The following is a 13,989-nucleotide window of genomic DNA, read 5'->3' on the forward strand; positions in this document are numbered from 1 at the left end:
CTTGACCCCCTCGTCAACCTCTGGCCCTAGATGAACGCGATGCGGGGAATATTACAGGAGCATGGCGCGTTGGCCACCGATGCTTATCTGGCGTGGTGGCAACTGGCCGGCGTGGATTGCGCCGTAACGGAAGCGCCGGTCCACTGGTTGCGCCCTGCGTCCACCCCGGTTTCGGCCGCTTCCACGCCACATCCAGCGACAAGCGTCACCGAACCAAAACCACAGGATCTGGAATCGTTCCATCACTGGTTGCAGCGCGAATCAGGCCATCCCGAACAACGCTGGCCCGGCCGGGCAATTCCAGCGGCCGGCGCGACCGACGCTGCATTGATGATCGTCACCGACATGCCCGATCCGGCCGACCTGGACGCCGGCGCGCTGCTGGCGGACCGGGCAGGTATGCTCTGCGACGCGATGCTCCGGGCCATCAGGCTGGACCGGACGCAAACCTATATCGCTTCGCTGTTTTTTCGTCGTCCGCCCGGCGGCATGGTGGAGGCTGCGGACCTGGCCGCCGCCGCGGACCGGATGCGCACCCATGTCCATCTCGCTCGCCCCCGCCGGCTGCTGCTGCTGGGCGACCGGACGCTCCGTGCATTGATGCCGGCCAACGGCGACATACCGACCCATAGTTTACGAGACTTTAATCATGATAGCGGCATTGTGCCTGCCATCGCCACATTCCACCCCCGTCTGCTGCTGGGTCAGCCGGCGGCCAAGGCGGAATGCTGGCGCGCCCTGCAAAGCCTGATCGAGGAAAATCGTCCGTGATTCGAGCCGCGACCCGCCTGTCCTGCCTGGCCATGCTGGCCATCGCGTCCGTAGCGGCCAGCCCTGCAAGCGCCGGCACCGCCGAAACCCTGCCGGACATGCCCGTCCTGAACAGCAGCGCTTCACCGTTCGATCTGAGCGACGGGGACAAGGCGCGCTATCGCGCGATCTTTAGCGCGCTCAAGGGCGAACGCTGGTCAGAGGCAAAGTCGATGATCCTGGCACTCGACCCGCAGGATGCGGTGCGACCGGTCGCGCTTTCCGAACTTTATCTCGCGCGCAACTCGCCGCGCGTCGAATTGTTCGACCTGCTCGACCTCATCAACAAAGCCGCCTGGCTGCCTAAGGCCGACCAATTGTCCCGCCTCGCCCAGAAGCGCGGCGCCACCATTCTACCCAACCTGCCCCAGATCCAGAAAATGGTGTGGCTTGGTTCGGCCCCCCGCCGGCAATATGTCGCGCCAGTCAAGACCGACATGTTGGCCCAGGCGCTGACCGGGCAGATCCAGACCTTCATCAACAAAGACGATCCGATCGGCGCCGAAGCCCTGCTGGCCAATAGCGAAGCGGGATTGTCGCCCGAAGGCCTCACCGAAGTCCGCCAGCGCGTCGCCTGGGCCTATTATATCGAGAATGACGACAGCAACGCCCGCCGCATGGCTGCGCGCGCGCTGGAAACGCGCACCGGCGGCGACTGGACGGTGCAGGCGCACTGGACCACGGGCCTTGCCGCCTGGCGGCAGAATGATTGCCGCGCCGCCGCCCCCGCCTTCGCCAATGTCGCAGCCATGGCCGGCAATGCCGATATGCGCGCGGCTGGCGCCTATTGGGCATCGCGCGCTTACATGGTGTGTGGCGAAGCGGAAAAGGTCGAGAATTCCCTGAAGCTGGCCGCCCGGTCCGACGAAACCTTCTATGGTCTGCTGGCGCGTGAATCACTGGGCCTGCCGCTGGGCGGCGCGCCGCTGGCCGCGCGTTTCGGCAGCAATGAATGGCAGAAGCTGAAGGACAGCCCCAATGCCCGCGCCGCCATCGCCATGGCGGCGATCGGCGAAACGGGGGAGGCGGACGACCTGCTGCGCTATCAGGCGAAACTGGGCGGGACGACCCAATATGACGCGCTGCTGCGCCTCGCGAGCACGCTGAACCTGCCCGAAACCCAGCTTTGGCTGGCGCATAATGGCCCGGCCGGAACCCAGCCAGAAAGTTTCGCGCGCTTCCCCGCGCCCAACTGGAAACCGGATGGCGGATGGCGTGTCGATCCTTCGCTGATCTACGCCCATACGCTCCAGGAATCCGGGTTCCGCACCAATGTCGTCAGCGGCGCCGGCGCGCGCGGTCTGATGCAGGTGCGCCCCGGCACCGGCAGCGACATGGGGCTGAGTTCCGCCGACCAGTTGTTCGTGCCGTCCACCAACATGGAATTTGGCCAGCGCTATCTGGAAACGCTACGCGACATGAGCGCGACCGGCGGCCTGCTGCCCAAGGTCATGGCCGCCTATAATGCCGGTCCACAGCCCGTAGAGCGCTGGAACACGCAGGTTCATGACAAGGGCGACCCGCTGCTCTTCATGGAATCGCTCCCTTATTATGAAACCCGCGCTTATGTGAACATCGTGATGCGCAACTACTGGATGTATCAGATCCAGGCCAAGGGCAGCGCCGAATGCCTGACCGGCATGGCGCAGGGGTTATGGCCCACCTTTCCCACCGCCAAGGGGATGAAGCTGGTGCGGTTGAGCAAGGCTGATGGCGGGGCGAGCATCGGTGGCGGCGCGGACTGATGCCCATTGACGAAAGCCGGCCGTTCGTGCCGGTGCGCATCGCCGTGCTGACCATATCCGACACGCGAGGACCGGCCGACGACCGATCGGGCGACGCTTTGGTGGAACGACTGGAGACCGCCGGCCATATCCTCGCTGGCCGCTATGTCGAACGCGATGACAAGGCGGCGATCGTGGCGCGACTGCATGCGTGGATCGACGATCCGCAGGTCGATGTGATCCTCACCACCGGCGGCACCGGGGTGACCGGCCGGGACGTCACGCCCGAAGCGCTGGCGCAGGTTCAGGACAAGGAAATTCCCGGTTTCGGCGAACTGTTCCGCTGGCTGAGCTTTCAGACGATCGGGACGTCAACCATCCAGTCGCGCGCCACTGCCTGCGTCGCGCGCGGCACCTATATCTTCGCCCTGCCAGGTTCGACCGGCGCAGTGAAGGACGCATGGGACGGCATCCTCATCACCCAGCTCGACAGCCGCTTTCGCCCCTGCAATTTCGTCGAACTGATGCCGCGCCTGACGGAACGCTGAGCCGCGGTCCTGCTGAAGCGACAGCCAGCATAATCATCAGAGCGTCGGGAAAAGTGCGCCATTGTGACCGCGCGCCCTCTCGACACCATATCGCTCCGCCGACTAAGGCAGAGGCCATGACAAATATCGGAATCTTTGGAGCAGGCGGCCGCATGGGCCACGCCATCGCATCGGTCGCAGCGGGCAGCGGCCTTGGCATTGCGGGCGGCACCGACCGTGAAGCTAGCGGCGACATCGCGCCCGGCATCGCCATCACCGTCGATCCGCTGGCACTTGCCGAACGAAGCGACGTGCTGATCGACTTTTCCGTTCCCGGTGCGCTGTCCGCGCATCTCGACGCCTGCATCGCCGCGAAAAAACCAATCCTGATCGGCACCACCGGCCTTGAAACCGTGCACCACGCCATGATCGACGAGGCGGCAGCGCTTATTCCGGTGCTCCAGACCGGCAATACCTCTCTGGGCGTCAACCTGCTCGCCGCCCTGGTTGAAAAGGCCGCTGCGGGCCTGGGTGACGACTGGGATATCGAGATCGTCGAAATGCATCATCGCCACAAGGTCGATGCGCCATCGGGCACCGCGTTGTTGCTGGGCGAAGCGGCGGCGCGCGGACGCGGCATCACCTTGGCCGACCATAGCGAGCGCGGCCGTGACGGCATCACTGGCGTTCGCAAGGAGGGCGCCATCGGCTTCGCTGCCCTGCGCGGCGGTTCGGTGGCAGGCGACCATCAGGTGATTTTCGCGGCCGAAGGCGAACGGATCGAAATCGGGCACCGCGCCGAAAACCGTATCATCTTCGCCCGTGGAGCAGTGAAAGGCGCGCGCTGGCTGCTCGGCCAACCTGCCGGTCGCTATGACATGAAGGGCGTTCTGGGCCTGTAAATGAACAAGGCGCAGATCTTCGATTTTTTTAGCCGACTGGCCGAAGCAAACCCGGAACCCCGGACCGAGTTGGAATATGGCAATGACTATCAGTTGCTGGTCGCGGTCGTGCTCTCCGCCCAGGCGACCGACGTCGGCGTGAACAAGGCCACCCGCGCCCTGTTCCGCGACGTGACCACGCCAAAGCAGATGGTGGAACTGGGCGAAGATGGCCTCAAGCAGCACATCAAGACGATCGGCCTGTTCAACGCCAAGGCGAAGAATGTCATCGCGCTGTCGGAGATATTGGTCCGGGATTTCGGCGGGCAGGTGCCGCAGGATCGCGATACGCTGACCACCCTGCCCGGCGTGGGCCGCAAGACCGCCAATGTCGTCGTCAACACCGCTTTCGGGCAGGAAGCGTTCGCGGTTGACACCCATATCTTCCGGGTCGGCAACCGCACGGGCCTGGCGCCCGGCAAGACCGTGCTTGCGGTTGAGCAGAAGCTCGACAAGCGCGTGCCCGGCCCCTTTCGCCGCGACGCGCATCATTGGCTGATCCTTCATGGCCGCTATGTCTGCAAGGCGCGGCGGCCCGAATGCTGGCGCTGCATGGTGGCCGATCTGTGCCGCTACAAACCCAAGACGCCAGCTCCGGGAACCAGCTAAGCCGCGGTTCATTCTCTCGTCGTTCACCTTCCTGTTGCTAGATGAAGACGGGAGGCGCCGTTTCGTGCCGTCGATTCGGCATGAAATAAGGAGAGAGTCCATGTCCGTCCGCCATTCTGCCCGCCTGATGGTGGGGCTTGCCCTGGCATCGCTAACCTTTCCCGCAGTCGCCAAAGACAAGCCGGACCCCTATGTCGCCAAAGGCGAACCCGTCGATTGCATCCAGATCCGATCGATCCGGTCGACCGACGTGCGCGATGACAGCACCATAGACTTCATCATGAACAACAAGAAAATCTATCGCAACAGCCTGCCCAACAGTTGCCCCAGCCTGGGTTTCGAAAAGCGTTTTTCCTATAGGACCAGCCTGTCCCAGCTCTGCTCGGTGGACATCATCACCGTCCTGTGGAGTGGCGGCCCCGGCCTTCAGCCAGGCGCCAGTTGCGGACTGGGGAAATTCCAGCCGATGGAAAAGCCGGCGAAATAACACGGGCCTGACATGATTTTGGTGCTGGCGCAGGTCGACAGGCTTTGCTAAGCGCCGCTCCTGACTTGCGTCGCGCACCCATAGCTCAGCTGGATAGAGCGTTGCCCTCCGAAGGCTTACGTCCGACGCGAGAGCAGCGATTTTATACCGGATTTGCGCGGGTTTAGGAAGGCTGAAGAAAGAAAGGACGAAAAAACTCACCAAAATCTCACCGTGATCGGACAGCCGAATTTGATCATGGATTGACGTTTTCCGGCGCAAATCTTACGGCTTTTACGCCTTGCGCACCCATAGCTCAGCTGGATAGAGCGCTGCCCTCCGAAGGCAGAGGCCAGAGGTTCGAATCCTCTTGGGTGCGCCAAAATCTCCAATAAAATCAGCATTCTATGGGCCTTGCAATCTTCCGTTTTGCAAATTGGTCTTCACCAAAACTCACCAACTTTGGCGTTGCCACCTCCATAAGCGCTTAGATTTTCCGCCAAAAACGATCCGTTCGTTTCTCACCACATTGAAATGAGAGTGAGGGGAAAGCCTTCCCCTGACCGGGAGCCCGTAGGTCTCCCGCTACCCCTTCGAGCGGGGGCACCCCGCAACGCCCCGTTCGGCCCTCCGCGCCGATGGGTAAATCCGCATCGGCGGATTTGCGTCTTTCCGTAATTGCGGAGATCGGGCCAGGGCGTTCGCCGTCCCGATCGCGTGTGTTTGTGGCTCTCCCCGTCGGTGGGGTGGGCGGCGCTTCCCTCTAGGCCCGCCGCGCCGGGGCACAACGCGCTTTCGCGCTTACCTCCTCTATCGTTCCGGCCCTGCGGGTGCGCCCCGGCTCTGCCGGCGGGCCTTCGGTCCGCTCTTTCACCGCCCACCCCATTCCGGGGTGAGTGTGTTGAAGGAGAAAAGTGATGAACGCTGTTACCGAAACCACCGCTGCCGAGCCTGTGTCGGGCGTCGAGATTCTCGTGCCGTTGAACAAGCTCAAGAAGTCCCCGCGCAATGCGCGCAAGGTGCCACATGGGCAAAGCGCCATTGAAGCATTGGCCGCATCCATCGCGCATAAGGGGCTGATCCAGAACCTTGTCGTGGAACCCGAAGTGAAGGACGACGGAACGCCGACCAGCTTCTATTTCGTCACCGCTGGCGAAGGCCGCAGGCAGGCGATGTTGCTGTGCACCAAGCGCCGGAAGATGAAGAAGTCCGATCCGGTGCGCTGCTGGGTTGATACCGAAAACGATCCGTCCGAGATCAGTCTGGACGAGAACGTCACCCGCACCCCCATGCACCCCGCCGACCAGTTCGAGCGGTTCCGCGAGCTTTCCGAAACCAAGGGCTGGGGCGCGCAGGAAATCGGCGCGCGGTTCGGCGTGTCCGCCCAGGTGGTGAAGCAGCGGCTTCGCCTTGGTGCTGTCTCTCCCAAGCTGTTGCAGGTCTATCGTGAGGATGGTCTGACCTTGGACCAGTTGATGGCCTTTGCCATCACCGAGGACCATGAACGGCAGGAGCAGGTGTTCGAGAGCCTGCATCACAACCGCGAGCCGTGGATCATCCGGCGCGATCTGACCGCTGCCAATGTTCCCGGTCATGATCGCCGGGCGATCTTCGTGGGCGAGGCAGCCTATGAGGAAGCAGGCGGCGCCATCATCCGCGACCTGTTTGCCGATGAAGGCGGCGGCTATTTCGAGGATGCGGGTTTGCTCGACATGCTTGCTATCGAGAAGCTGCGCGAGGTTGCCGCCGAAGTGCAGGCCGAGGGCTGGAAATGGGCCGAGGCGCATATCGACTATCCCCATGCGCACGGCATGCGGCGTTTCTATCCTGAACCCGTTGCCCTGTCCGATGAGGACGAGAAGCGGTTGGAAGCGGCATCTGCCGAATATGAGCAGCTTGTCGAGGGCTACGATAGCTATGACGAAATGCCCGAAGACGTGGCCGCGAAGGTCGAGGCGCTGGACGCGGAGATCGACGCGATTTCCGACAAGCGTCATACCTATGATGTCGAGCTGATCGCGCATGGCGGCGTGTTCGTGGTGCTCAACCATGATGGCACGGTCAGGATCGAGCGCGGTTTCGTTCGAGCCGAGGATGAGGCGCTGGCCGATCCGCAGCCCGAAGGTGAAGCCATCAACGCAGAGACGGTCGAGGATGAGCAGGCCGAAGGTGATGAGGATGTGCAGGAAATCGAGGATGAGGACGAGGAAGTCGGCAAGCCGATTTCCGATGCCCTAACCCGCGACCTGTCCGCGCACCGGACGCTTGCCCTTCGCGTGGCGCTTGGTGAGCGGCCCGACATGGCATTGATCGCGCTCACCCACACGCTGACCTCGCAACTGTTCTACAACTATGCCGAGGCCGGTTGCCTTGAGGTTCGTCCGACCGTGACGCCGCTTGGCAGTCATGCGGACGGGATCGAGGATACACCGTTGGCAGCCAAGGCAAACGCGGCGCATGAGGCATGGGCAGAACGGATGCCGCGTGATGTGGCGGCCCTGTGGGCGTTCATCGTCGCTCTGGACGATGAGGACCGGATGGCGCTGCTGGCGTATTGCGTGGCCTGCACCGTCAATGCGCTGCGTCTGCCGTGGGATCGCAAGCCCCGGTCGCTGCAAACCGCCGACAGGCTGGCAAGCGCGCTGTCGCTCGACATGGCGAAGGACTGGACGCCCACCGTGGACAGCTATCTTGGCCGTGTCACCAAGGCGCATATCCTTGAAGCCGTGAGCGATGGCGTGTCGGAGGACGCCGCGCGCCGGATCGCGGACATGAAGAAGCAGGACATGGCGCAGGCCGCCGAGCAGCTTCTGGCCGGGACCGGATGGCTCCCAGCGATCCTGCGGACGCCAGAGGCGGAAGTTGAACAGCCGTCTGACGTGGAGGTTTCCGAAGCGCACGCAGAGGACGGCGAGGACTTCTACGCCGTTGCGGCCGAATAGCGGCATGAAGCTGGGGCCGCATAAGCGGTCCCGGCTTCCATTCACCGCCTGCTGAAAATTGCGGCCGCGCCAGATGGGGCGCGGCCGTATTGTTATGCGTCGGATCGACGCCGCTGAGAATTTACCCGGCTCGGCAGTTCAAATCGAACGGGGACCAAGCAGGATAATGGCCGCTCCAACAAGACAGATCGAGGCACCGGTAATATCCCATCGATCGGGACGCAGCCCTTCAATCGCCCACAGCCAGCCCAGCGAGGCCGCAATATAGACGCCGCCATAGGCAGCATAGGTGCGTCCCGCCGCATCGCTGTCCACCAGGGTCAACAGCCACGCGAACAGGGCGAGCGAGATCATCCCGGGGACGAGCCAAAAAGGTGATTTGCCGAGCCGCAGCCATGCCCAGAAGGAGAAGCAACCTGCGATCTCGGCCAAGGCTGCGCCGAGATAGGCGAACGGTGTGAGGTTCACAGGGTCTCTCCTGAAGTGGCAGGCGGTGCAAGCGCCTCGATGATCCGGCAATCCCCGACCGTGCCGCCCTCACAGGAGTCGAGCAATGCGGACAGCTCGCTCCGAAGCGCAGTCAGATCGACGATCTTGCGCTCGACCTCAGCAAGGTGATCGCGGGCCAGCGCATCGACCGTGGCGCAGTCGCGTGTCCGATCGTCCGATAGCGACAGCAGCGCCCGCACCTGGTCGAGCGGGAAGCCGAGATCGCGCGCGCGGCGGATGAATGAGAGCCGGCCCAGTTCCGCCTTACCATAGGAGCGATAATTGCCCGAAGTCCGTTCGGGCTTCGCAAGCAATCCGATCCGCTCATAATAGCGGATCGTCTCGACCTTGGTCCCCGTCGCCTTGCCCAGTTCGCCGATCGTGAACGCCATGCCCTTGACCCTGTAGTTCCTACAGGGTGCATATAGGCCGTCGCATCGACAGAATCGAGGTGACGGATATGGCAGGCGGATGCTGCGGCGGTTGCGAAACGACCGTACCGACCAAGGACAAGGCATGGCGGCGGGTGCTGTGGATCGTGCTGGCCATCAATGCCGGTATGTTCGGCGTCGAGATGATGGCGGGCGTCGCAGCGCATTCGGCATCGCTCAAGGCCGACGCGCTCGACTTTCTCGGGGATGCGGCCAACTATGCGGTCAGTCTGGGCGTTGCCGGCATGGCACTGCAATGGCGCGCTCGGGCCGCATGGCTCAAGGGCGCCTCGCTGCTCCTGCTCGGCCTGTGGATTCTCGGCAGCACCGTATGGATGGCGCTTGCCGGCACGCTTCCAAAGGCGGAGACGATGGGCATTATCGGCGTGCTGGCGTTCATCGCCAATCTTGCTTGCGCGATCATGCTGTGGCGGCACCGCGACGGCGACGCCAACCGCAGGTCGGTATGGATCTGCTCGCGCAATGACGCGATCGGCAATGTGGCCGTGGTCGCCGCCGCGCTCGGCGTGTTCGGCACGGGTACCGCTTGGCCTGACATCGCCGTTGCCATGATCCTCGCCAGTCTTGGTGTCAGTGGCGGATGGCAGATCGTCCGGCAGGCGCGGTCTGAGCTGCGAGAACTTCCGGGAAGAAGGGAACGCGCCGCCACCTGAGGTGCGCAATTTGCCCTTGTGCGGTCTGGAGAGTGTTCCGTTCGACAGGCGCCGAAACACCTGCGCCTGTAGCGTAGCGATTCCGACCGCGTGTCTGTCATCTCTGTTCCCTGCCGTCAGGACCAAACTCACACCGCCTCTCTCATGGCTGGTCTGACCGCAGACGGCTTCGCCCGATCGGCTATGCCGCAATGGCGGGTGCGCCGCTTTTTTCCGCCGCCTGCCAGCTTTGCATCGCGAAACAAAAAAGCGGCGTCCCGCCATCCTCCGCTTCGCTGCGGTCCCTTTGGGATGCGCCGCCGATCGCTCCGGTCCTTTCAACCGCCATCGAGGCCGCGATGAGCGCGGTCCGAGCAACACGAAAGGAACTGTGACATGGCTACCATCGGCACCTTTACCGTCAACGACAACGGCGAACTGGGCGGCACCATCAGGACGCTCACCCTCAACACCCAGGCACTTCTCCGCCACGTCGACAAGGACGGCGAGAAGTCTCCCGACTTCCGCGTCAGCACCGGCGATCTCGACATCGGCGCTGCCTGGAAGAAGACCAGTCGCGAAGGCCGCGACTATATCTCGGTCAAGCTGGACGATCCGAGCTTTCCGGCTCCGGTCTATGCCACGCTATCGGAGACCGACACCGCCGGCGAATACGCCCTCATCTGGTCGCGCTGACGGCCACCAGCGCCCCGCCCGTTCGGGCGGGGCGCATCGATCATCGGATAGCCCGATCGGCTTTCGTCTTGCGGTCATCGCCATCGCCAGCTAACACTTGCGAGTGAATCGCAATAAGCGGCATGAGGGGATAGCGCAGAAAGGACAGATCGATGACCCGCCACTTCCCGCCGCCAAGCTTCGACGATGCCGCGCATCGTTCATTGCTGGTCGAGGCGGCACGGTGCTGGCGCAATGCGCGTGACACAGGTCAGTCTGCTCAGCCCTGTCTCTACAAGATCTTGGCGTCCCATAATTGGGAGATGCTTGTCCCCGTGTTCGATAGCCTGATGCACCTGTGCGAAGACGCACTCGGGCGTCCGGTCGCTGTCGGCGACGCCGCTGTGCTGTCGGGCGATGAGTATCTGCTGCTTGGCTTGATCGACGGATCGAAGCCGCGCCGTGCCTGTATCGACTGCGCCGAAGGCGCGGCCTCGGCCCTCGATTGCGCCATCTGCTCGACACGAATCATGATGGGCCTCGCTTTTGCCCGTACCACGGGCGATGTTGCTGGCCGCGTGATGCCCTCGCAACCCGTCCCGCCCTTTATGCACTGAGGGGCGGATACGGCGGGATGAGTAAATATGATGCACTGGGCACTTCCTGAGACGCTGGCGGCGGCGCAACGATGCCGAAGGCGTTGAACTGCGCTTCGCGCGTATCGAGGATATTATCGGAGGCCTGCTACCACGCGGCGCGGCCGAGCCCGAATGGTGGTGTGCGAACGGGCGCGCCGACGCCCATGCGCCGCATCGCCGCGCCTGGCTCGATGCCGGGTTCGAGGCGATTGCCGAACCCAGGGCCGAGACGGTCTATTTCAAGAGACGGCCCACGCTCTGACCAGCGTGGGATGATCTTTGTCGGCGCGGCTGACGCCGCGCCTTGGATCTAAGGGCGTTGCCCTCGCGCCGGTCAAGGGAAGCTGTCACCGTCCGGGCCGGTATCCCCAGCCTTCCGCGCCTTCGGCTTGTGCAGGCTGGGTGATCCCCCTCCGGCCCTGCCGCCCTTGTCCTTTGCTACCCCAGTCTCGCCGACGGGCAGGGTTTCAGCGCGGCAGTACCGCTCGCGCGGAAACCCAAGTGGAAGGAAAGACCCATGAGCATCCACCATCTCGCCACCCGGTTCGGTCGCAATGCCCATCAGATCAGCGGGCGCGAGCCGCTCGACAATGAGGCGCTCTATCGCCACGTCCCGTCAATCTTCGCCAACGAGGCGCATGACAGCCGTTCGCAGCGCTATGTCTATGTCCCGACCATCGACATTGTGGAGGGGCTGCGGCGGGAAGGATGGTTTCCGTTCTTCGCCGTCCAGTCGGTTCCCCGCGATGGCAGTCGCCACGGCCACGCCAAGCATATGCTGCGCTTGCGCAGGGATGACGGCATCGGCAAGCCCGAGGCCGCCGAGGTCATCATCGTCAACAGTCATGACGGGACCAGCGCTTACCAGATGTTCGCCGGAATGCTGCGCTTCGTCTGCACCAATTCCATGATCGCGGGTGAACGGTTCGAGGAAGTCCGCGTGCCCCACAAGGGCAATATCCAGCATGACATCATCGAAGGCGTCTATACTGTGGCGGAGGACTTCCCCCGTCTGATCGACGCCAGCGAGAAAATGAAGGAAGTGCGGCTTTCCGAAGACGAGCGCCGCTTGCTCGGCGAAGTCAGCCTTGTCGCCCGCTATGGCGAGGATGAAAGCCCGATCCGGCCCGAACAGATCATCGAGCCGCGCCGCCGCGAGGATATGCACCCGAGCCTCTGGACCACGTTCAACGTCATTCAGGAGAATGTCATTCGGGGAGGCTTTCAGGGCCGCAAGCGCAATGCCGAAGGGCGTATTCGTCGCAGCCGCTCGCGGCCGATCAACGGCATCGACCAGAATGTCACCCTCAACCGGGCGCTCTGGACGCTGGCCGAGGGGATGCAGCGCCTCAAATCCGCCTGATCGCGGCGCCGTAGGGCTGGTTCCGGCCCTACGGCTTCCCGGACTCCGCAGGCTACCGACCCGGCCGGCTCCCGGCGCGCGGCCCAAAGCCCGCGCGCCGGTCGAAGCGGACGGGCTCGCCGGGCTTTCGCCCGGCTCGCGTCTCAATGTTCTGAATGGCTCACAAGGATTTGATAAATGAGGGTCAGGCCTGATCGTCGGGCTGCACCAATTCGACATGACTCACGCCAAGAGCCTGAGCCAGTTCATACAGCGTGATTACGGTCGGATTCCTTTTGCCGCGCTCAAGGCTACTGAGATATTGCTGACTGAAGCCGGACCGCGCCTCCACCTCTTCCTGGGTCAGCCCCCTGTCTCGGCGCAAACGCGCGAAATTTCGGCCAACCAATTTGCGCATATCCATGCGCTGCAGGATCGTGATTTACATACTTTGAGTTTATGAACTATAGTATGTAAACGACCTTCGCGATGTTGGCGTCCAGCAGGTACGCGCACTACGACCGTCTGCATGTATCACCGGCGAGGCGCTCCGGCGGATGGATAAACACGCGACCGAGTTATCCGCAAATCATCATGTTGCGATAGCGAATGCGGGAGGATTGCTTCGGTCCATTACGGTGTATGTTTGGTAAATCTGCACGAGTGGAATCAGGGTCGAGGCACAAGGCGAACGATGGGAATAACCGCCTTTGAGGATCACGCCCCAGACGCACCATACGTCACGGCTTACGACGAACGCCACCATCAGACCTATTGGCGGTTGCTCGATGCGGCCGAGGAAAAGGCTGACTGGCAGGAGGTGGTTCGCATCATCTTCGGCATGGACCCGGCCGCCGAGCCGGGCCGGGCGAAGACCGTCTATGACACTCATCTCGCTCGCGCTCGCTGGATGTGCGAGCGTGGTTATCGGCACTATCTGCAACCCTGATCCTAACCATTAAATCCGCGCCGCGCGCCGGCAGTCTCCTCTGCCGCCTGTCTTATTTCCGCTATGTACCTGAGTGCGCAGCGGAGCTTCCCTGCGATTGCCAGCCCGAACAACATCCCTCGTCGCGCTCCGCAGAGGGCCATGCTTAGGAGGGGCGTATGCCGCCTGAGAGGGACTGGCGCGCGCCTCCGGACGAAGCCGGGAGCGATGCGCTTGCATATTCCGACATCGCCCTCGGCTATCTCAGCCGCAACCCGACTTACCGCGCCGACTACACCCGCGCGCTACGGCGTGTGAAGCGCGGGACGATCACCGCTGACGACGCCACTACCAGACTGGTGCGCCGTTGGGGCATCAGCTTTCACGCAGAACCGGCGACGGCCTTCGATCCGAAGTTGGCGGTCGCTCGACCGGACCTGTCTCCGACGAATATTGTCCTGGCCCCGGCGCCGGTCGACACTGGCGCGACACAGCTCATCGACGAAAAGCAGCTCGGCACAATTCGCGCGCGAATGCGGATCGGAAAATATCTGCACGTCATTCTCGCCGATTCCGATGGCGACGAGCACATCTGGATCGCGGGCGCGCTGGACGGCCCATTGGCAATGATGCTGCCCATTGAGGCCGATCCGTTTGCACGTCTTGCTGCGGCCGAGCGGCTTTGCCGCCGCCTCAACGGCATGGCGGCGGGACCGCCGACATTGCGGCCGCCACCTTTTCGACGGCTGCACCTGCTCACGCTGCTGCAGGTGCTCGACGGCCTGCAGGCGGGCGCCACGCAGCGGGAGCTGGC

Annotated in this window: 17 protein-coding genes and 1 tRNA gene; 15 read left to right on the forward strand and 3 right to left on the reverse strand. The window is 63.2% G+C overall.

Annotated elements, in window-relative coordinates:
- Nucleotides 1–69: 69 nt before the first annotated feature.
- From C100_RS39105 to C100_RS39140, 8 genes are all read left to right on the forward strand, one after another.
- Nucleotides 70–771 carry a uracil-DNA glycosylase family protein gene (locus C100_RS39105; protein ID WP_235219103.1) on the forward strand — a complete coding sequence of 234 codons (702 nt, stop codon included), beginning with the start codon at nt 70–72 and terminating at the stop codon, nt 769–771.
- A complete protein-coding gene (locus tag C100_RS39110; protein ID WP_031309768.1) occupies nt 768–2,555 on the forward strand; it encodes a lytic transglycosylase domain-containing protein in 1,788 nt (595 codons plus the stop codon). Before C100_RS39105 ends, C100_RS39110 begins: the two co-directional genes overlap by 4 nt.
- Nucleotides 2,555–3,082 carry a molybdenum cofactor biosynthesis protein B gene (gene moaB, locus C100_RS39115; RefSeq protein ID WP_024020558.1) on the forward strand — a complete coding sequence of 176 codons (528 nt, stop codon included), beginning with the start codon at nt 2,555–2,557 and terminating at the stop codon, nt 3,080–3,082. Before C100_RS39110 ends, moaB begins: the two co-directional genes overlap by 1 nt.
- Before the next feature lie 116 nt (nt 3,083–3,198).
- Nucleotides 3,199–3,963 carry a 4-hydroxy-tetrahydrodipicolinate reductase gene (gene dapB / locus C100_RS39120; RefSeq protein ID WP_031309769.1) on the forward strand — a complete coding sequence of 255 codons (765 nt, stop codon included), beginning with the start codon at nt 3,199–3,201 and terminating at the stop codon, nt 3,961–3,963.
- Nucleotides 3,964–4,611 carry an endonuclease III gene (gene nth / locus C100_RS39125; RefSeq protein WP_024020560.1) on the forward strand — a complete coding sequence of 216 codons (648 nt, stop codon included), beginning with the start codon at nt 3,964–3,966 and terminating at the stop codon, nt 4,609–4,611.
- A gap of 100 nt (nt 4,612–4,711) precedes the next feature.
- Nucleotides 4,712–5,098, forward strand: coding sequence for a hypothetical protein (locus tag C100_RS39130; RefSeq protein WP_024020561.1), 387 nt, complete (start codon nt 4,712–4,714; stop codon nt 5,096–5,098).
- A 284-nt stretch (nt 5,099–5,382) separates the two neighbouring features.
- Nucleotides 5,383–5,459: transfer RNA gene (locus C100_RS39135), tRNA-Arg, on the forward strand.
- A 535-nt stretch (nt 5,460–5,994) separates the two neighbouring features.
- Complete coding sequence (locus tag C100_RS39140; RefSeq protein WP_024020562.1) at nt 5,995–8,019, forward strand: ParB/RepB/Spo0J family partition protein; 2,025 nt, start codon at nt 5,995–5,997, stop codon at nt 8,017–8,019.
- A 138-nt stretch (nt 8,020–8,157) separates the two neighbouring features.
- Here the strand turns inward: C100_RS39140 and C100_RS39145 are convergent, their stop codons facing one another.
- A complete protein-coding gene (locus tag C100_RS39145) occupies nt 8,158–8,487 on the reverse strand; it encodes a YnfA family protein (RefSeq protein ID WP_024020563.1) in 330 nt (109 codons plus the stop codon).
- Nucleotides 8,484–8,900 (reverse strand): MerR family transcriptional regulator, encoded by a 417-nt coding sequence (locus tag C100_RS39150; protein WP_024020564.1) that lies wholly within the window; start codon nt 8,898–8,900, stop codon nt 8,484–8,486. The genes C100_RS39145 and C100_RS39150 overlap by 4 nt, the downstream gene beginning before the upstream one ends.
- 68 nt (nt 8,901–8,968) lie before the next feature.
- Between C100_RS39150 and C100_RS39155 the strand changes: the two genes are divergently transcribed.
- The 5 genes from C100_RS39155 to C100_RS39170 all read left to right on the forward strand — a co-directional run bounded on the left by C100_RS39155 (nt 8,969) and on the right by C100_RS39170 (nt 12,268).
- Nucleotides 8,969–9,613 carry a cation transporter gene (locus tag C100_RS39155; protein ID WP_031309771.1) on the forward strand — a complete coding sequence of 215 codons (645 nt, stop codon included), beginning with the start codon at nt 8,969–8,971 and terminating at the stop codon, nt 9,611–9,613.
- Nucleotides 9,614–9,988: 375 nt separating this feature from the next.
- Nucleotides 9,989–10,288: a DUF736 domain-containing protein gene (locus C100_RS39160; RefSeq protein ID WP_024020567.1), complete on the forward strand. Its 300-nt coding sequence runs from the start codon at nt 9,989–9,991 to the stop codon at nt 10,286–10,288.
- 152 nt (nt 10,289–10,440) lie between these two features.
- Nucleotides 10,441–10,884 (forward strand): hypothetical protein, encoded by a 444-nt coding sequence (locus C100_RS39165; RefSeq protein ID WP_024020568.1) that lies wholly within the window; start codon nt 10,441–10,443, stop codon nt 10,882–10,884.
- A gap of 46 nt (nt 10,885–10,930) precedes the next feature.
- Nucleotides 10,931–11,167 carry a DUF7662 domain-containing protein gene (locus tag C100_RS49565; protein ID WP_084625420.1) on the forward strand — a complete coding sequence of 79 codons (237 nt, stop codon included), beginning with the start codon at nt 10,931–10,933 and terminating at the stop codon, nt 11,165–11,167.
- 255 nt (nt 11,168–11,422) lie between these two features.
- Nucleotides 11,423–12,268, forward strand: a complete 846-nt coding sequence (locus tag C100_RS39170) for a DUF932 domain-containing protein (protein ID WP_024020569.1) — start codon at nt 11,423–11,425, stop codon at nt 12,266–12,268.
- Between the two features lie 184 nt (nt 12,269–12,452).
- Here C100_RS39170 and C100_RS39175 read toward each other — a convergent pair whose 3' ends face one another.
- Entirely contained in the window at nt 12,453–12,671 is a 219-nt protein-coding gene (locus C100_RS39175; protein ID WP_024020570.1) for a helix-turn-helix domain-containing protein, read from the reverse strand.
- A 270-nt stretch (nt 12,672–12,941) separates the two neighbouring features.
- Here C100_RS39175 and C100_RS39180 point away from each other — a divergent pair, with 270 nt between their 5' ends.
- Entirely contained in the window at nt 12,942–13,196 is a 255-nt protein-coding gene (locus C100_RS39180; protein WP_024020571.1) for a DNA -binding domain-containing protein, read from the forward strand.
- Between the two features lie 158 nt (nt 13,197–13,354).
- Nucleotides 13,355–13,989, forward strand: a 635-nt coding sequence (locus C100_RS39185) for a transcriptional regulator domain-containing protein (protein ID WP_024020572.1), incomplete at its 3' end; no start/stop codon positions are given.

The sequence above is a fragment of the Sphingobium sp. C100 genome, from assembly GCF_000508185.1.
GTDB lineage: Bacteria > Pseudomonadota > Alphaproteobacteria > Sphingomonadales > Sphingomonadaceae > Sphingobium.

Coding starts and splice junctions, on each gene's coding strand:
- C100_RS39160 (WP_024020567.1), top strand. CDS start 9,989: ATGGCTACCATCGGCACCTTTACCGTCAACGACAACGGCGAACTGGGC.
- moaB (WP_024020558.1), top strand. CDS start 2,555: ATGCCCATTGACGAAAGCCGGCCGTTCGTGCCGGTGCGCATCGCCGTG.
- C100_RS39155 (WP_031309771.1), top strand. CDS start 8,969: ATGGCAGGCGGATGCTGCGGCGGTTGCGAAACGACCGTACCGACCAAG.
- C100_RS39150 (WP_024020564.1), bottom strand. CDS start 8,900: ATGGCGTTCACGATCGGCGAACTGGGCAAGGCGACGGGGACCAAGGTC.
- C100_RS39180 (WP_024020571.1), top strand. CDS start 12,942: ATGGGAATAACCGCCTTTGAGGATCACGCCCCAGACGCACCATACGTC.
- C100_RS39165 (WP_024020568.1), top strand. CDS start 10,441: ATGACCCGCCACTTCCCGCCGCCAAGCTTCGACGATGCCGCGCATCGT.
- dapB (WP_031309769.1), top strand. CDS start 3,199: ATGACAAATATCGGAATCTTTGGAGCAGGCGGCCGCATGGGCCACGCC.
- C100_RS39170 (WP_024020569.1), top strand. CDS start 11,423: ATGAGCATCCACCATCTCGCCACCCGGTTCGGTCGCAATGCCCATCAG.
- C100_RS39140 (WP_024020562.1), top strand. CDS start 5,995: ATGAACGCTGTTACCGAAACCACCGCTGCCGAGCCTGTGTCGGGCGTC.
- C100_RS39175 (WP_024020570.1), bottom strand. CDS start 12,671: ATGGATATGCGCAAATTGGTTGGCCGAAATTTCGCGCGTTTGCGCCGA.
- nth (WP_024020560.1), top strand. CDS start 3,964: ATGAACAAGGCGCAGATCTTCGATTTTTTTAGCCGACTGGCCGAAGCA.
- C100_RS39130 (WP_024020561.1), top strand. CDS start 4,712: ATGTCCGTCCGCCATTCTGCCCGCCTGATGGTGGGGCTTGCCCTGGCA.